The sequence below is a fragment of the Tepidibacillus sp. LV47 genome, from assembly GCF_048381575.1.
Lineage (GTDB): Bacteria > Bacillota > Bacilli > Tepidibacillales > Tepidibacillaceae > Tepidibacillus.
Map to the genome: position 1 here is coordinate 150,849 of NZ_JBLWIF010000002.1, position 18,640 is coordinate 169,488.

Annotated in this window: 17 protein-coding genes; 12 read left to right on the plus strand and 5 right to left on the minus strand. The window is 33.2% G+C overall.

Features of this window, described 5'->3' with window-relative positions:
• Positions 1–58 precede the first annotated feature (58 nt).
• Positions 59–1,015: an LCP family protein gene (locus ACMW72_RS03920; RefSeq protein WP_418367532.1), complete on the plus strand. Its 957-nt coding sequence runs from the start codon at positions 59–61 to the stop codon at positions 1,013–1,015.
• A gap of 82 nt (positions 1,016–1,097) precedes the next feature.
• On the opposite strand, the gene ACMW72_RS03925 is transcribed toward ACMW72_RS03920, so the two are convergent.
• The 5 genes from ACMW72_RS03925 to ACMW72_RS03945 are packed head-to-tail and all read right to left on the minus strand — an operon-like array spanning position 1,098 to position 7,007.
• Positions 1,098–2,210 (minus strand): glycosyltransferase family 4 protein, encoded by a 1,113-nt coding sequence (locus tag ACMW72_RS03925; protein WP_418367533.1) that lies wholly within the window; start codon positions 2,208–2,210, stop codon positions 1,098–1,100.
• A complete protein-coding gene (locus tag ACMW72_RS03930; protein WP_418367534.1) occupies positions 2,197–3,399 on the minus strand; it encodes a glycosyltransferase in 1,203 nt (400 codons plus the stop codon). Before ACMW72_RS03930 ends, ACMW72_RS03925 begins: the two co-directional genes overlap by 14 nt.
• Positions 3,396–4,703 carry an O-antigen ligase family protein gene (locus tag ACMW72_RS03935; RefSeq protein WP_418367535.1) on the minus strand — a complete coding sequence of 436 codons (1,308 nt, stop codon included), beginning with the start codon at positions 4,701–4,703 and terminating at the stop codon, positions 3,396–3,398. Before ACMW72_RS03935 ends, ACMW72_RS03930 begins: the two co-directional genes overlap by 4 nt.
• Positions 4,681–5,985, minus strand: a complete 1,305-nt coding sequence (locus ACMW72_RS03940; protein ID WP_418367536.1) for a lipopolysaccharide biosynthesis protein — start codon at positions 5,983–5,985, stop codon at positions 4,681–4,683. Before ACMW72_RS03940 ends, ACMW72_RS03935 begins: the two co-directional genes overlap by 23 nt.
• A gap of 35 nt (positions 5,986–6,020) precedes the next feature.
• The gene (locus ACMW72_RS03945; protein WP_418367537.1) at positions 6,021–7,007 is read right to left on the minus strand and encodes a Wzz/FepE/Etk N-terminal domain-containing protein; all 987 of its coding nucleotides are present in this window, start codon (positions 7,005–7,007) and stop codon (positions 6,021–6,023) included.
• 203 nt (positions 7,008–7,210) lie between these two features.
• Here ACMW72_RS03945 and ACMW72_RS03950 point away from each other — a divergent pair, with 203 nt between their 5' ends.
• The 11 genes from ACMW72_RS03950 (at position 7,211) to ACMW72_RS04000 (ending at position 18,638) form a co-directional block, all read left to right on the plus strand.
• Positions 7,211–7,900, plus strand: coding sequence for a YveK family protein (locus ACMW72_RS03950; protein WP_418367538.1), 690 nt, complete (start codon positions 7,211–7,213; stop codon positions 7,898–7,900).
• Positions 7,890–8,609, plus strand: coding sequence for a CpsD/CapB family tyrosine-protein kinase (locus ACMW72_RS03955; RefSeq protein WP_418367539.1), 720 nt, complete (start codon positions 7,890–7,892; stop codon positions 8,607–8,609). Before ACMW72_RS03950 ends, ACMW72_RS03955 begins: the two co-directional genes overlap by 11 nt.
• A 430-nt stretch (positions 8,610–9,039) precedes the next feature.
• On the plus strand, positions 9,040–9,927 hold the full coding sequence (galU, locus tag ACMW72_RS03960; protein ID WP_418367540.1) for a UTP--glucose-1-phosphate uridylyltransferase GalU: 888 nt from the start codon (positions 9,040–9,042) through the stop codon (positions 9,925–9,927).
• A gap of 56 nt (positions 9,928–9,983) precedes the next feature.
• Positions 9,984–10,634, plus strand: a complete 651-nt coding sequence (locus ACMW72_RS03965; protein WP_418367716.1) for a sugar transferase — start codon at positions 9,984–9,986, stop codon at positions 10,632–10,634.
• A 2-nt stretch (positions 10,635–10,636) separates the two neighbouring features.
• On the plus strand, positions 10,637–11,932 hold the full coding sequence (locus ACMW72_RS03970; protein WP_418367541.1) for a flippase: 1,296 nt from the start codon (positions 10,637–10,639) through the stop codon (positions 11,930–11,932).
• On the plus strand, positions 11,925–13,070 hold the full coding sequence (glf, locus tag ACMW72_RS03975) for a UDP-galactopyranose mutase (RefSeq protein WP_418367542.1): 1,146 nt from the start codon (positions 11,925–11,927) through the stop codon (positions 13,068–13,070). The genes ACMW72_RS03970 and glf overlap by 8 nt, the downstream gene beginning before the upstream one ends.
• A 1-nt stretch (position 13,071) precedes the next feature.
• Positions 13,072–14,136 carry a hypothetical protein gene (locus ACMW72_RS03980; RefSeq protein ID WP_418367543.1) on the plus strand — a complete coding sequence of 355 codons (1,065 nt, stop codon included), beginning with the start codon at positions 13,072–13,074 and terminating at the stop codon, positions 14,134–14,136.
• A gap of 144 nt (positions 14,137–14,280) precedes the next feature.
• On the plus strand, positions 14,281–14,766 hold the full coding sequence (locus tag ACMW72_RS03985; RefSeq protein ID WP_418367717.1) for a glycosyltransferase: 486 nt from the start codon (positions 14,281–14,283) through the stop codon (positions 14,764–14,766).
• 291 nt (positions 14,767–15,057) lie between these two features.
• Positions 15,058–16,080: a glycosyltransferase gene (locus ACMW72_RS03990; RefSeq protein WP_418367544.1), complete on the plus strand. Its 1,023-nt coding sequence runs from the start codon at positions 15,058–15,060 to the stop codon at positions 16,078–16,080.
• A complete protein-coding gene (locus tag ACMW72_RS03995; RefSeq protein WP_418367545.1) occupies positions 16,061–17,272 on the plus strand; it encodes a glycosyltransferase family 4 protein in 1,212 nt (403 codons plus the stop codon). The genes ACMW72_RS03990 and ACMW72_RS03995 overlap by 20 nt, the downstream gene beginning before the upstream one ends.
• A gap of 7 nt (positions 17,273–17,279) precedes the next feature.
• Positions 17,280–18,638 (plus strand): UDP-glucose dehydrogenase family protein, encoded by a 1,359-nt coding sequence (locus ACMW72_RS04000; RefSeq protein WP_418367546.1) that lies wholly within the window; start codon positions 17,280–17,282, stop codon positions 18,636–18,638.
• Positions 18,639–18,640: the final 2 nt, after the last annotated feature.

Below are 18,640 nucleotides of genomic sequence, written 5' to 3' on the forward strand. Positions count from 1 at the left end.
GACGCATAACAATATTAAAGGGATAATTACGAATTTTATTAATAAGGGGATATAACAGATGACTAATAACCTAGGAGAAAATAAGTCTAGAAAAAATAAAAGAAAATCTAATATAAAAAAAAAGATGTTATGGGGTTTAGTTGGCTTATTAATAATAGTAGGTAGTATTATAGGATATGCATATTACAAAATTAGTCATACAATGAACAAAATGTACCAGCCAATTAAAAGAGAAAGGTCTAACGTAAATGCTTCCGATAAACCTGAGTATGTTAAAACATTTCTCATATTAGGTACAGACCAACGTCCAGGGGATAAGGGTAGAACAGACGGAATAATTCTATTAATCATGAATGATAAGTCAAAAAAAATAACATTGACTTCGATCCCTCGCGATACCTATGTAGAAATAGCAGGAACAGGGAAGAAAACAAAAATTAATGCGGCTTACCCGCTAAAGGGAATACCAGGAAGCATAGCGACAGTAGAAAACTTTACAAATATTCCCATTGATCATTATATCTGGTTTAATATGGAAGGATTTAAAAAAGCAATTGACGCAATTGGTGGGATAAGGGTTGATGTAGACCATAACGTAGCTGTTGGGGTAACGAAGCAGTTTGGCCATGCTCCATTACCAGAAGGGAAAAACGTGTTGCTAAATGGAGATCAAGCATTAGTTTTCTCACGTTTTCGTTATGATAGCAAAGGTGACTTTGGTCGCAATGATCGCCAACAAGAAGTCTTAAAAGCATTTTTAGACCAAAGTAAAAATATCCGTTCACCGATAAAAATCAACGGAATCTTAGATGCCTTTAGTAATGATGTTCGCATGGATATTCCAAAATCAGAAATCTATTCTCTTGCAATGGACTTAAATGATTACTCGAGTAACCAAGTAGAACAAGTCAAATATAAAGCAACTACAGGAACAGTAAATGGCGTCTCCTATGTATTTATTTCTGATGAAGAAAGAAACCGTGTCACCGAAATCTTAAAAGAGAGAATGAAATGAAGTTTAAACATAGGTTTAGAATTAAAAAAAGATAAAATAAAGGATAATAGTTATTTTTCGGCTATTATCCTATTCTCTTTATCTATCTGTTTAGTATCTCTTCATATAAATTTAATAACTTCTCTTTTTCCGAATTCCAATTATATTCATGAATTGCGGCATTTCTACCATTTCTTCCCATATGTTCTGCTTCTTCCGGATGTTCGATTAACCAATTGATGGCATTGGCAATTTCCTTTGGATCCATTGGGTTCACACATATGCCGCAATGATGTTTTAGAACAATTTCCTCCCATAAAGGAAAGTTAGACGCAATAACAGGAATGCCCGCGGTCATATATTCAAACATTTTAATGGGAAGGGAATCAATGAAATTCTCAATAGGATGAAGGACAACTAACCCCGCTTTTGATTTAGCTAAAGTCTGAGCTACTTCTTTACGGTTAAGTTGTCCTAATTCTTTTACGTTCTTCCATCCATCCATCTTTTTCGCCTTTTGATGCTCATCTTCAGTGAAAAATTTCCCTGCTAGGTATAAGACACTATTTGTTTGCTTGATGGCATCTACCATTTCAAACAATCCTCTTACGCCAGTAATTCCCCCAACATAACATACCGCATTTTCCTTTGTCGACCAATCGATGGGATTGTCCAGGAATTCTTCCAAGATGGGATAATTGTTGACATTCACCGCTTTACAGCCTAATTTTTTAAAACGCTCATTAATATGGGGAGTGGCAGTAACTACAGCATCAAAACGTTTGGCAGCGAAATTTTCAAATTTCTCAAATACCCAGGATATGAGTCTTCTTAGAGGTTTCTTAATCCAGTATTTACTTAAAATCTGTCTGGGAACATCCTCATGCACATCATAGATTACTTTTTTCCCTAATATTTTAAGAATGAGGCCAATAGGAATAAGTTCTGGATCATGAAAATGATAGAGCTTCGCATCAAGGGAACGGGCCTTTTGAAAAACACGCCAAACCGTTTTGGTCATCCGAGCCAACCGGCCACCATGACTTTTCTCAACATTATGGATATGGACGCCATTGATGATCTTTTCTTCTGCTTTAGGTACGACAAAATGAGTCTCGTAATTGGCTGAAGCTAATGAGCTGCATTCCTTCATAAAAATCCGTGTATCTAGATAATGGTGTACAGAGGAAAGATGACAGATTCTATCCTTTGCCATGATGGATCACCGCCTTATAGAGATCGATGGTTTGTTTGACATTTTCTTGCCAAGTCAGTTGATCATAAACTATTTTTTTGGCATTTTGGCCTATTTCTTCTCTTTTCGTTGGGGAAGAGAGGAGTTCATCAAGTGCCGCGACTAAACTATCTACATCTTTTGGTTTAACTAACATTCCGGATTTTCCCTGTTGAATGACATCTTCGATTCCTTCCCCATGAACACCAATCACCGGTTTGCCAAAAGCCATGGCTTCGATATAAGCAATACCAAAGCCTTCTTTCCAGCTTGGCAGGGAAAAAATCTCACATTGTTGCATATATTCTAATGCTTTTTCATGAGGCAATCGGCCAAGAAATTTTACTTGTTCCTCAATCTGAAGATCTTTTGCTAATCTTTCCAAACGATCTCTTTCTGGACCGCCGCCGACGATATAATATTTTAGATTGGGGTATTTATTTTTCAGTTTGCTTACCGCATATAAATTGTAATCAATTCCTTTGCTCGGATAGAGATTCGATACACTTAAGATCATTCGTTCATTTGCCTTTAATTTTTTTATTTTTAAACGAGTTGAAGTGATTTTCTCTAAATTTATTCCATTGTGAATCACCACCGATTTATTGGCATAACCAATTTCTTGATCCGCAATTCGCTTTAATTTGGAGCTGACGAGAATGATTTTATCGGCTTTTTCAAAGGTTTCTGCGATTTTCGCTTTACATTTTTGATTCCGATAGATGGTATGTTGCAAATCTTGGCCGTGGATGGTGATCACTAAAGGAACATGATATTTTTCTTTCAGTTTGACACCTGCGGCACCATCGGGCAGCGCCACATGAGCATGAATGATCTCAAATGGAAATGTCTGATAGAGATCAGCGATGACCTTCTTCATTCCCAAATAAAAAAAATCGCCGTAGTATTCCAATAAATAGGACTTAGGGAAATTTAAATATCGCGTATAAAATACCTCAATCCCGTCGATCTTGCTTTTCCTTGGTATCTTCGAGTATTGATCCCACTTTTCATTAAGCTTATTTAAAGGAAATGGTGCCCAAGGAATCGGAGAAATCACTTTAACTTCATGACCTTGACTCACTATGGATTTTACTTGTTCATGTACGAAAATCCCAGAAGTAACATTCAATTCGGAAGGATACATATGAGAAATCACTAAAATCTTCATTCCGCCAAGGCATTCCTTTCATCTTTTAGATATAAATAATTTAAATAGCCGACTGCAAAGGCAAAAAAGAGCCATTGGGGTCCAAAAGCAATGATAGAGCTCGGACTTGTACTTGCTAAGAAAAAGATGACCAATCCTGTTAATAAAGACTCTGCAATCATCTTCTCGTTTTGATCCATAAGTTTATGGTATTGTTTCTTTAATAAGAAGATAAGAGCAATATAGAAAAACACGTACCCCGAAAAGATGAGGATGCCATAATTGACTAAAAGCTCAAACCACCAGTTATGAACATTGACGATTTTAGCGGTGTCATACACGCCAAAGTGAGCCATATGGTATTCTGCGTTTCCAGCTCCTACTCCAAAACCGTAATGGTCATATAAAAAGAGTAGGGAATTTTTGATCAGATTGGTGCGGACATTTACTGATTCTTCTCCATGATCATGAACAAATAAACTGTCAATTTGCACTTTAAGGGTTTCTAGAACTGAATGAACCAGATCAGGAAATAAGAAATAGAGGATAAAAGCTCCAGCTATAGCGAGAGCGATTAATACTAGTTTTTCTTTTCTGGTCATAAAGAAAAAGAACCAATAGGCCACTCCCATGGCAATTGCAAGATAATTGGAACGAGAATAGGTCAGGAAGACTAAATATAAACTGAGTAAGGATAAGATCATGCCAAATAAAGAAACCCATTGATTTCGTCCATAGCGAATTAAAGTCAACGTAAACGGTAGACTTAACGCTAAATAGGTTGCAAAATCATTTTGGTTATGAAAAACAGCGGTTGGTATAAACCGTTGTTCATTGGTTGCGTTGGCAAGTGCTGAGACGCTTAATTGCTGTCCAGTTAATACATTCCATAATCCCACTAAAATCAATACCGTTAATACGAATAGCCATAAATAGTAAAAACGGATATAGTCCCCTTTCTCAATAAAAAAGAAAACAACAAAAATAATAAGAGAAAAGCCGACAAATAAATGGTTAATATGTTTTATGGCATCAATGGTTGAATCTGCCCAAAGCAAAGATAAGATGGCATAAACAAACCAAATCATGAAAAACCAGATAAAGGGTCTTACTTTTAAATTAGTAATGGATATCTCCCCATCATTTTTTAACAATAATAGAACGAAGATGACCCATAGACCATATAATGTCATTCGAAATAAAGATAAAGAAACTGGACCAATATTCACATTAAAAAAAGCAGGTCCTATAATTGCAGCACCTAAAGCAAAAAAAAGTAAGAGCTTTATCATTGACCAAACTTTAAGTTGTAGAATCTTCTCCATCGATAACCACTCTCGTTTTCGATACCTTTAATATCCAGAAAATGACGAATCCCATATAAAGGGTTTGTAAAAAAATGAGGAAATAGAACCAGACATAGATCGAATACTTAAGATAACCGACAAGCAAAATGGACAACACCATTAACGAATTGCCAAACAAACTGATCAAAAAGAATGACTTTTGTTTATTGACGATAATCGGTACCTGAGAAATGGGTGAAGTAACAAAACTTAAAAAAAGCCACGGCGATAAGAGTTGAGCATATCTCCCTGCTTCTTTCCACTCCATGCCAAAAAGAACTCCAAAAAGATGGGGAGCAAATAAAAGAATGATTGCAAAAATAGGTAAAGCAATCATCGACAACTGGATCATTGTTTTTTTAACCAGCGGTTGCAAACTTTCCCCACGATTGTAGGTTTCTGAGGCCTTTTGGAAAAAAACCTGAGCAACGGAAGCGCCAATCAAACCTAAGGGAGCTCTTAGTATTCTCATCGTGAACGAATAAAATCCCAAGACGGTATTGCCAAAAAAGGAAGTGATCAATGTAATGATTAACGTCTGTTGAAAATAGTCGGAAAATGCGTGCAGGGAATTAATTTTCGGGAAATCCTGATATCTTCGAGCGTTTTCCTTTATTTTTTCCTTAGAAATCCATTTTGCCAATTCTTTATCTTCACGATAAATTTGGTACCCTAATACAAAGGAAGATAACATTTGGCCAAAGATCTCTCCGCCAATTAAGCCAAAGCTTCCTGTTGTCGTCAAACCAGCACCAATATTAAAGATTCCCGTTCCAAATGATTTTGAGACCCTTGATCGAGCTAACCTCTTATATTGCTTCCTTCGATTGGACCAATAATTGAATGATTGATAAAGCCCTGTCAAAAAAACGGAAATGGGTATCATATACAACCAATGAGAGATCTCTGGTGTATTGAGCAAGCGAGTGATCGGAGCATGAAAAAACCAAAGAATAAAAAAAGCAAAGAAACTGACAAAACCATCAACAATTAAGGATAGAACAACTAAATTGGCTCCATCCTTATCATCATTGGGTAACATAATGGCAAGTTCATATCTTCCTGTTGAGATAACCCCGATCATTGCCGTTACAGAAAGGAAAACGGCTAATACGCCAAAGTCCTTAGGAGTATATAGACGAGTCAAAATCGGGGATATGGCAATCGGGATTGCCTGTGCAATCGTGGTTCCCGTCATTAATGTTAAAACATTGCGAACAAACCCACCTTGAGAGAGGACTTTTTGTAATTTTTGTAACAACAAATTTCTGCACCCTTTTCATCTCATTTACAAACTTAATGATTTGTTCTTCGCCAATATTCCCTTAAAAAGGAAATAAATCCGCCAACAACCAATCCGACCATTCCAGCTAAAACCATATTTTTCGCTAAGATTCTAAATAACGAGGAGCTTTTTTGAATGACTGGCTCTTCGATCGATACTGTTACACCGGTTTCTTTCGCAATCTGCGGCAATTTATTTTCAACTTTTTTGATTTCCTCATATTGGGACTTCGCATTATTCAAGGCAATTTGATTACTTGCCAGATTTTGAACATACATAATGTAAGCTGGATTTGGTTCTACGATCGAAGATTGGTAGGCAATCGTTTTATCTAAAGCAGCCATTTCCTTTTGCAGTCGATTAATTTTCGTTTCTAAAAGGCCAATATTAAATTCTAATTGGTTTTTAATGGAAGATAATTTATTATGAATCATCTCGAAGTTTTGTTTTTGAACAAAGTTTTGAAAATCTTGATTCACGATTTCTGCAAACATTACTGCTTCTTCTTTCGTACTTGCCGTAACTTTAATCGTTAGCATATCTGAATCGGGAACCATGTCAAATGTGATCATCGATTTTAATGAAGATCCCGTGACTTGTTTAAATCTTGGAGATATCTTTCTTACTTCCTCGACTAGTTTTGTATTATTTGTTAACTCATTCGTATATTTCATAATCAAGGTATCTAATTTTAAATCGGGATATTTAGAAGATTCGGGTCTAGCCACCACACTTGAAATTTGAGGGGTTGGTAGATTATATGAAGGAACGACGACTGCATTAAGTAACGGATCAATACTAAAACTGCTCTCTGCTCCTTCTGCTTGTTTCACTGTAACTTCTGTTGTTACCGTTACAATCGGTTCTGCAAAAAGAAAACTATAAGCTGCTGCTATAATAACAAAGATGAGAATTGAAGATAAAATGAACTTTTTGTTCTTTAAAAGCGTCTCAATCATATCTCTTAGGGATATTTGTTCCATATTTGAGCTGACCATAATAACCACCTTTTAATGTTTACAATATTATTGCCTTATGATATCATAGCGTTTTATTTTTTTCTTTGCAACCTGGTTATTGTATATAGGACTATTGTATGAAAAAGGATAGATATTGCCTAAAGATATGGAAATTCAAATAAAAACAAATTATACTAGAAAAAGACAAAGGATTAAGAGATTTTCTGTACTGGAGGAGAAAAATGGAACAGCTCGAACAAGATGAACTAACCATTGACTTAAGGGAATTGTTGCAAATTTTAAGAAAGCGTCTTTCTTTAATCGTTACCATTACGTTAATTGCAACATTAACCAGTGCTATTCTCAGTTTTTTTGTTTTAACACCAATTTATGAGGCTACAACAGAAATATTGGTGGATCGAACGGATAGTGCCATCATCAAAAGTCCGAGAATCATCAATTTAGTGATTGAGAAATATAATCTGAATCTAACTCCCCAAGAATTAACCGAAAAAATTGATGTTACTGCAGCCAAAGATTCAAAGGTGATATCAATCAAAGTTACTGATTCAAGTCAAGCAGAAGCAGTGAAAATTGCCAATGCCATCGCCGAAACATTTAAAGAAATTACCAAAATTACGAAAGCAGGTAATGTACAAATCTTATCTCAAGCAAAAGTTCAAGATGATCCCATACCCGTTAAGCCAAAACCATTTTTAAATATCGCCATTGCTTTTGTTGTTGGGCTGATGACCTCTATCGGAGTAGTTTTCTTATTAGAGTATCTTGATACTAGTGTTAAGACAGAAGAACAATTAGAGCAATTGTTAGGGTTACCCGTCTTAGGAAGCATTGCAACGATTGAAGAGACAAAAAGAACAAAAAGAGAATCAACGTCGGTCATGGCAAGGGGGAGAAGTTATGAAGCTTAAATTCCTTGAAAAGAAAAAAATCACATCAGATGAACGATCAGATGAACGTTATGCCAAATTGATTACCCACCATGATCCCAAACATTTTGTTGCAGAAGCTTACCGTATGCTTCGGACTAATATTCAGTTTGCAAGCATCGACCATCCATTACAGACCATTATGGTTACCAGTTCTGCTCCTTTAGAAGGGAAGACGATTACGGCTTCGAACTTGGCGGTGGTGATGGCTCAAGCAGATAAACAAGTATTATTAGTGGATGCAGATCTACGTAAACCTACGGTTCATCATACTTTTCGATTACCTAATAGGTTAGGGCTTACTAATCTATTAGTGGAAAACAGAGAACTAACAGAAGTCATACAAGCGACAAACATTCCGAATCTGTCTATATTAACATCTGGACCTATTCCTCTTAATCCTGCTGAACTATTAAATTCGAAGAAAATGAAAAGGTTAATAGAGGAATTATTATCTCATTATGATCTTATCCTTTTTGATGCGCCTTCTGTTTTGGCTGTAACTGATGCACAGATTTTATCCAATCTTGTGGATGGAGTCCTTTTGGTAGTGAATGCTGGAACAACCAATCGGGATGTTTTAATCAAGGCAAAGCGGCAATTAGATCAAGTCCATGCCAATATCATTGGTACGATATTGAATAACAAGTCAATAGAAGGCCATAGCTATTATTACTATTACTATAATTAAGATATGTGGGATGAGTTGCATGAACCATGATTACCAAAATGGTTCTTTTTTCTATTTTTTCTCACAAATTAGACGAAATTCCTTTAAATAGGATGTCAGAAGCAGTATAATATTATTGATTTTTGTAAAAAGAAGTATATCTTAGGTAAATTTGCACTGTTATAATTTTCCTAAAACATTATAATTTTATCATATATGATTGTTTCTAATTTACTCGATATTGGTAATGTCTCCTTACCATTATCAATGGAGGCACTCGGCCATGCTGTGGGTGCGGCGATAGCTGTGACCTTAGACGCTTGTCGTCGATGGTGTGGTGTGAGGTGGGGTTCGATGCCCCTTTTTTCCATATGCTAAATTTCAAAATGAGGATCTTTTAGAAAGATCTTGATTTTGAAATTTAAGGTTTTATAAAGTAAGGGGTGTTGAAATGAGAGTTCGAAAAGCGATTATCCCTGCTGCCGGATTAGGAACCCGCTTTCTTCCCGCGACCAAAGCGATGCCAAAAGAAATGCTGCCAATCGTTGATAAACCGACCATTCAATACATCGTAGAAGAAGCGATCGCCTCAGGGATTGAAGATATCATTATTGTAACGGGTAAAGGAAAAAGAGCTATTGAAGACCATTTTGATTATGCTCTAGAACTAGAACTGAATTTAATGTCCAAAGAAAAGTATGAATTGTTAGAAGAGATCAGAAGAATCTCTGACATGGTCGATATCCATTACATCAGACAAAAGGAGCCTAAAGGGTTAGGACATGCGGTATGGTCCGCGCGTAAATTTATTGGCAATGAACCATTTGCCGTATTACTAGGTGATGATATTGTCAAATCAGAGAAACCTTGTCTCAAACAGATGATGGAGATGTATGATCGCTACCACGCTTCGGTGATTGGTGTAAAAGAAGTTGATCGTGAAGAAGTTTCCCGTTATGGAATCGTAGCTGGCACAAAAATGGATGATAGACTATATAAAATACATGATTTGATTGAAAAACCAAAAAAAGAAGAAGCCCCCTCCAATTTAGCAATTATGGGAAGATATATATTAACTCCACAAATTTTCGATATTTTAGGGAATCTTAAGACGGGTGCAGGTGGAGAAATACAATTAACAGATGCCATTAAGAAGTTAGAAGAAAATGAAGTTATTTATGCTTATGAATTCGAAGGCAAAAGATATGATGTGGGTGAAAAATTAGGCTTTATTCAAACGACAATTGAATTTGCCCTGCAACGAGACGATTTAAGAAATGAACTTTTGAACTATATGGAACGGATATTAGAAAAAGAAAAAGTAAAAGTAGATATATAAATAGGCAGGTGAGATAAGTGGAGACGGTAGAAACCAGGCGGTCTGATAGTCAAACGATCTATCATACTGCAATTGGAGTGGATCGTAATCAACAATTCTATTTATTGACGAAACGAATCATAGATATATTTGGTTCTATCATCGGTTTAATCCTTCTTAGTCCTTTATTACTAGTTATTGCTATCATCATAAAACTAGAAGACCCTAAGGGTCCTGTTTTATTTAAACAAGTTAGAGTGGGGAAAGATGGAAAAAGATTTTATATTTATAAATTTCGCTCGATGATTGTCAATGCAGAGGAAAAACTGAAAGCAGATAAAGAGCTTTATCAAAAATATTTAAGAAATAATTACAAACTTGAACCGCATGAAGACCCGCGTATTACAAACATAGGCCAATTTTTGCGCAAGACAAGCTTAGATGAAATTCCTCAATTGATTAATGTATTAAAAGGGGATATGAGTTTAGTCGGACCGAGGCCAGTTGTTGTTGAGGAATTAAAAGAATATGGGAACAGAGTAAACGAATTTCTTTCTGTAAAACCAGGGATGACTGGTTATTGGGCAGTGAGTGGGAGGAGTAGTGTGGATTATCCGGAGAGAGTGGACTTGGAGTTGTTTTATGTTTATAATCAATCATTAAGTTTAGATATAAAAATATTGCTTAAAACGATTACTTCTGTTTTAAAAAGAGATGGGGCGTATTAGATTTGTTAAGTAAACTACAGAGCTTAGTTAATACAGAAGAAAAGAAGAGATTGGTATCAAACATTTTTTCCTTATCAATATTGCAAGGTCTAAACTATATTTTACCGCTTATAACATTTCCTTATCTTGTAAGAGTATTAGGTGTTGAATATTTTGGTCTATTGTCATTTGCTACTGCTACAATAGCTTATTTTCAGATTATAACCGATTATGGCTTTAATTTAACAGCTACAAGAGAAGTCTCAATCAATCGAGATAATAAAGCTAAACTCACGGAGATCTTTAGTTCTGTGATGACGATAAAAGTATTGCTAATGGTCCTAAGTATAATTCTATTATCTATTCTAGTATTTAGCTTTGATAAGTTTGCAAAAGATTGGTTGGTCTATTATCTCACCTTTGGAATGGTAATTGGCCAAGTGCTTTTTCCTGTTTGGTTTTTTCAAGGGATGGAGAGGATGAAATACATCACTTATTTAAACATCTTAGCAAAAACCATATTTACAGTAGCTATATTTGTATTAGTAAGGGAAAAAAGTAATTATTATTTTGTTCCGTTGCTTAACTCGCTTGGATTCATTATTGTCGGAATTTGGTCGTTAGTAATTGTGAAAAAGACGTTTGGTATAAGTTATGAGATTCAATCATTAGAGATGATCAAACACCACCTAAAAGAGGGATGGTATGTATTTGTTTCAAATATAGCTATTAGTTTATATACAATTTCTACATCGTTTATTCTTGGATTATTTACAAATAATACGGTAGTTGGATACTATGCAGCAGGTGAAAAAATAATTAAAGCGGTGCAAGGTTTATATAGTCCAATTACTCAAGCAATATACCCATATATCAGTAAAAAAGTTCATCAGTCAAAAATAGAAGGTTTAATCTTAATTAGAAAAATTACTATTATTCTAGGTCTTATAATGTTTACTATTTCTTTATTAATCTTTATGTTTGCAGAACCTATCGTAATAATTTTACTTGGAAATGAATACTATCATTCATCAATTGTAGTAAAAATACTTTCTTTTCTGCCATTTATTATTTATCTTAGTAATATTTTTGGTATACAGACGATGTTGAATTTTGGTCGTAAAACTGCATTTAGTCGTATTCTTATAACAGGAAGTATATTAAATATAATTCTATCTTTGGTTTTAGTTCCGTTGTATCAGTATATTGGATCGTCAATAACTGTTTTATTTATCGAATTGTTTATAACATTAACTATGTTAAGAGATTTACAGAAATCCGGAATTAATCTTATCAAAGGAGAATTAAGAGATGTTTGATTATATTATTGTAGGGGCAGGATTTGCTGGATCAGTAATGGCTGAACGAATCGCTACACAACTGAATAAAAAAGTCCTCGTTATCGAAAAAAGAAATCATATTGGTGGTAATTGTTATGATTATAAAGATGAAAATAATATATTAATTCATAAATATGGCCCGCATATCTTTCATACCAATAGCAAAAGTGTATGGGATTATTTATCTCAATTTACAGATTGGGAAATATATCATCATAGAGTTAGAGCAATGGTCGACGGGAAAAAAGTTACCATACCATTTAATCTTAATACGCTATATGAAGTATTTCCAACAACTCTGGCAAATAAGTTAGAAAATAAACTTTTAGAAAAGTTCGAGTACAATGCAAAAGTACCAATTCTTGAATTAAAAAAATCTACAGATAGTGATTTGCAATTTCTGGCTCAATATATTTATGAAAAGATCTTTTTACACTATACCGCTAAACAATGGAAAAAAAATCCAGAAGAGATTGATGAGGCAGTTACTGCAAGAGTCCCGGTATTTATTGGTAGGGATGATCGCTATTTTAATGATATCTATCAAGCTATGCCAAAAGAAGGCTATACTAAAATCTTTGAAAGGATGTTAAATCATCCTAATATTAAGTTACTTTTAAATACAGATTACAAAGAAGTTGCCGAATTAAGAGATGACAAATTCTATTTGTTTGGTAACGAGTTTAAAGGAAAGATTATTTTTACAGGGATGATAGATGAATTATTCAACTATAAATTTGGTGAGTTAAAATACAGGTCACTTCAAATAAAGTTTGAAACATTAGAAACGGAATCTTTTCAAGAAGTGGCAACTGTTAATTATCCAAATAACTATGATTTTACAAGAATAACAGAATTTAAAAAGTTACATCCTGTAAAGAATAATAAAACCGTTATACTTAAAGAATATCCTGAAGAATTTATTATTGGTAAGAACACTCCTTACTATCCGGTATTTACAGATGAAGAAAAAGAAAAATATGATAGATATAAAGAGTACGCTGCTAATTTCAAGAATATTATCCTGCTTGGTAGATTAGCTGAATATCGATACTATGATATGGACGATATTGTGGAGAGAGCGTTGGAGGTATATTCCTCTATAATAGGAGGTTAAAATGATAAAGCAATTAGAAATTAAGAAAGATAGTATTGTATATATAGCATGTCCAGCTCAAAGTATAACAGGAGGACCAGAACTTTTACATCAACTATGTGATAAACTTATAAAATTGGGAATAGATGCACGTATGTATTATTATCCTAACAATGTGGTAAATCCAAAACCCCAAGATTATTCGAGATATAATACACCTATAGCTACAAATATCAGTGATAATTCAAAAAATATTTTAATTGTTCCAGAAGTTTATACAGAATTACATAAAAAATATAAAAACATTCAAAAAGTTATTTGGTGGTTGAGTGTTGATAATTTTTATAAAAAGCAATATTTTAAATCGTGGAAGTTCTTATTTATTCGTATAATTAATAAAATTGCACATACATTTAAATTTCCAATAATTATTGATATGAGAAATTTTGAGTTAAGTACTAATTATATTAATAAATTTCGATTTAAAGATTACATCTTTGGAAATAATATAATCCATTTTGTGCAATCTGAATATGCTAAGCAGCATCTATTACAACATAAAATAAAACCTGATCAAATTTATTATTTATCCGATTATATTAATAAGGATTTTATAATTTCACAGAATAACAATCATAATGATAAACGAGAAGATATTGTACTTTATAATCCTAAAAAAGGTTATTCTTTTACAGAGAAGCTTATGAAAATAGCTCCGGATTTAAAATGGGTTCCACTAGTAAATCTAAGTAGATCTGAAGTAATTAATTATCTACAAAAATCTAAAGTATATATTGATTTTGGCAATCATCCTGGGAAAGACAGGTTTCCGAGAGAAGCTGCAATATGTGGTTGTTGTGTAATTACTGGTAAAAGAGGTTCGGCGAATTATTATGAAGATGTACCCATACCTGAAAAATATAAATTTGCTGATACAGAAGAAAATTTATATAAGATAATTGATTGTATTAGAGATTGTTTAGATAACTATGATCAAAGAAAGAAAGATTTTGAAGAATATAGACAGTTTATCATAAATGAGGAAGAAAAATTTAAACAAGATGTTCAAAAAATATTTTCTCCGTAGGAGCTGTAAATATCATTCTTAAAATCGCAGGTGTTATCGTATTATATCATCCTGATCATTCAGTCATTAAAAATATATAGATAGTCTATCAATTCTATATGTTGTGGATAATTTTCTGAACATAAAGATCATGAGATCATTGCCATACTTAAAAGCAATCCCAAAATCCTCTATATTGACAACAACGGCAACCAAGGGATTGCTCATGCACTCAATGTTGGTGCAAAGAGAGCCAATGAAGAGGGATATGAATGGCTTTTAACAATGGATCAGGATAGTAGGTTTGATCCTGATATGTTCAAAAAGTATATAAATTGTTTAAATATGATTTCAAATTCTAAAGAGATAGCTATTATTTCCCCGAATTATTTGACAAATACTAAAATAGAAACATCATGTTCATTTAAAGAAAAACTAACTACGATAACATCTGGTAGTTTGCTAAATCTTTTATTATATACTAATATTGGTGGATTTAATGAAAAATTATTTATCGATGAAGTTGATCATGATTATTGTTTGAGAGCAAATCTAAAAAATTATGGGGTCGTTGAGTTGGAGAATATTTTTATGCACCATAAATTAGGAAATTTAGACCTTATAAAACGGTGGGAAAATATAAATATGTAAATATACACTCTCCAATAAGGCATTATTATGCTGCTAGAAATTGTTTGTATATATACACTAGATACCACAATCAATTGCCCAAATATGCAAATGCTCGACTATATTTTGTTACAAAAAAACTTCTATTTGCGCTTATCTATGGTAAAGAAAGATTTACGAGATTGATTTATATTTTAAAAGGAATATATCATTTTTGTATCGGAAGAATGGGTAAAATATAAGGAGTAACTCTATTTAAAGTGATAAAAGCATTATTAAAAAGAAATATGATAAAGGTAAAGAGGAACTAATATGAAAATATGCACAGTTATAGTAACTTATGCAAACCGTTTCCATTTATTAAAACAAGTTGTAGAAGCAGCACTTATGCAAGGTGTAAATAAAGTCATAATTGTAGATAATAATTCCCATTCGGAAAGCAAAGAAAAACTAAGAAACTATGAATTAAAAAATCTTAATAGAATAAAAGTTATTTATCTAGAAGATAACACTGGTTCGGCAGGTGGTTATAAAAGAGGTATTGAAGAAGCGTATAAAGATCCAGAGTGTGACTTTATTTGGTTATTAGATGATGATAATAAACCATTGAATGAGGCGTTGGATAAATTAAGAGAGAACTACCTCCAATTAGAACAGTCAAATGATAGATCAAAACTAGCGCTATTATCGTTAAGAGAAGATCGTTTAAATTATGTAAAATCCGCAATAATGGGTGATTCAACTCCTTATTTCCCAGTTAAAAATAGTGTACTTGGATTTCATATTAAACAATTTCCTTTTAAAATATCGAAGAAAGTAGTTCACAGATTTAAAGAAGAAGTTCCCCTGAAAGAGAATTATGTTAATTTCCCTGTCATAATACCTTATGCACCATATGGTGGGCTTTTTTTCCATAAAAGTATAATTGATAATATTTTGTTTCCTGATGAGAATTTTTATCTTTATTCAGACGACCATGAATATACTTATAGAATAACTAAGAATAATGGGAATATCTTTCTTATTCCCTATAGCAAATTAAAAGATATAGATACATCATGGCATATCAAAGAGAAATATAATTTATTTAAAACTTTATTGTTTTCTGAATCGTCATTTCGTGTTTATTATACTATTCGTAATCGAATTTATTTTGAGATGAAAGATCTGGTGAAAAATAAAGTTATATATTTAATAAATTTATCATTATTTCAATTGATCTTGAAAATGCTCTCTATCTATTATAAAAAAAATGAAAGATTTAATTTGATAAAAAAAGCAATTCATGATGCTAAACAAGGAGAACTTGGAAGAAATGAAAATTTTAATTTTTAATACCGTATATTATCCGAATATAGTAGGGGGAGCAGAAAAATCAGTGCAACTTCTTGCGGAAGGTCTTGTTGAAAGAGGGCACGAACCAGTTATTGTTTCAACTGAGAAAAATGATCATGATCGGGTTGATTGGGTGAATGGTATTAAGGTATATTACCTTCATCCCCGAAATCTGTATTGGGGCATTGAATCCAATAAGAAAAATAAATTATTAAAACCTATTTGGCATGCTCTAGACATATTTAATCCTTTTTTTAAAAAAGTTTTAACCAACATTATTAAGACAGAGCAACCAGATGTTATACATACAAACAATCTTGCTGGTTTTTCAGTCATACCATGGGTGATAGCAAAAGAATTTAAGATTCCAGTCGTTCACACGTTAAGGGATTACTATTTGATGTGTGTTAAAAGTACTATGTATCATCGTGAAAAGAATTGTGAAAATCGTCAATGTGGGTTGTGTTCGCTATATACAAGCTTTAAGAAATATCTTTCGAACAAACAATATGTTCATTATCTTATAGGAATTTCTGATTTTATGATTCAGAAACATAAATTATTTGGTTATTTTACCGATGTACCTTCTAAGCGAATATTTAATGGGATTAGATTACCTCAAATCGAGGGATCGAGTAATAATAAGAATGTATCCAAACCTCTTAAGTTTTTCTATATGGGACGTATAGAAAAAACGAAAGGGGTTAATTTACTCTTAAAGGAATTTGAACATATAACGAATGCTGAATTATATTTAGCTGGAAGAATCATTGATCCAATCATAAAAGTTAACATTGAAAAAAATTTTTATAAGGGTAATATTCATTTTATTGGATACGTTGACCCAAAGGATGTATTACCTGAAATGGACATATTGATTGCTCCTTCTTTATGGCATGAACCTTTTGGGAGAATATTAATCGAAGCATTTCAGTTTGGGAAACCAGTAATTGCATCGAATCGAGGAGGAATTCCTGAGGTAGTAGAAGATGGAGTAACAGGATATATTTTTAACCCGGATATCGAAGGTGACTTAAGGGAAAAAATTAATAAATTCATATTAAATCCAAGTATCATATCAGAGATGGCTAAAAAAATACCTAAATTTATGAATGAATTTGATATTGATCGTACAGTTAATCAATATATCGAGGTTTATACAAAAACGATAGATAAAAATAAAAAAGGGTGAAGAATAAATGAGAGTAACAATTATAGGTAGTGGTTATGTTGGATTAACTACTGGCGTGGCTTTAGCATATATAGGACATCACGTTACACTATTAGATAAAAACAAAGAGGTTATCAAAAAATTAAAAAATGGTGTTTCCCCTATTCATGAAAAAGGGATAGAAGAATTGTTAGTAGATTCATTGATTAGATTACAATTTATCGACGATTGGGATATGTTAGATGCAGATACTGACATTATTATTGTAGCAGTAGGAACACCCTCTAAAAAAAATGGGGATGCTGATTTATCCTTTGTAGAAGATGTAGCAATTAGTATAGGGGAGAGGATCAGCAAAGATAATATTCCTTTAATTGTAACGAAGTCCACTGTTCCGGTTGGTACACAAAAACGTTTAAAAATGGTAATTCAATCGATATTACATAAACGTGGTATTTCTAAAAGTGTAAAGGTTGCATCTAACCCTGAATTTTTAAGAGAGGGACAGGCTTTATATGATACTTTTTTCCCTGACCGCATTGTAATTGGTGTGGAAGAAGAGGACTCTCGTTTTCTTCTTCAAAAATTATATTTACCCATTTTAGAACAATCATTCACCCCTCCACCTTCACTCCAGCGTCCTGAAAGAATTCCTCTTCCCGCATTGATCGTTACCAATCCAACAAGTGCGGAGATGATTAAATATGCAGCCAATGCTTATTTAGCAATGAAGATTTCATTTATTAATGAATTTGCGAATTTAGCCGATAAAGTTGGTGCAGACATTAATGAAATTGCTCAAGGAATTGGGCTTGATTCTCGCATTGGAAGAGCATATTTAAATGCTGGCATTGGTTGGGGAGGAAGTTGTTTTGGTAAAGATACCAAAGCAATTAGTTTTTTTGCTCGGCAATATGATGCGCAACTACATTTAGTAGAGAGTAGCATAGAGGTAAATTATAGACAACGAATGGAAATTGTTAAGAAACTTCAAAATACCCTACATGTCATTCGTGGAATGAAAATTGGTATTCTAGGACTTTCATTTAAGCCAAATACTGATGACTTGAGAGATGCTCCATCAATAGATATCATAGAAAAACTTCTAGAATTGGGTGCTCATGTTATCGTGCATGATCCGATTGCTATACCCAATTTTAAAAAACAATATCCATATATTAATATCGAATATGCTGGTACTATTGATGAAGTATTTATCGAGGCAGACGCAGTATTGCTTGTTACAGAATGGGATGAATACAAACACCTTCCATATTACAAATTAGCGAAAATAATGAAGAATAAATTATTAATTGATGGTAGAAATGCATTAGATAAAAATATTATAGAAGAAGCAGGAATAAAATATCTAGGAATTGGAAGGTAGTG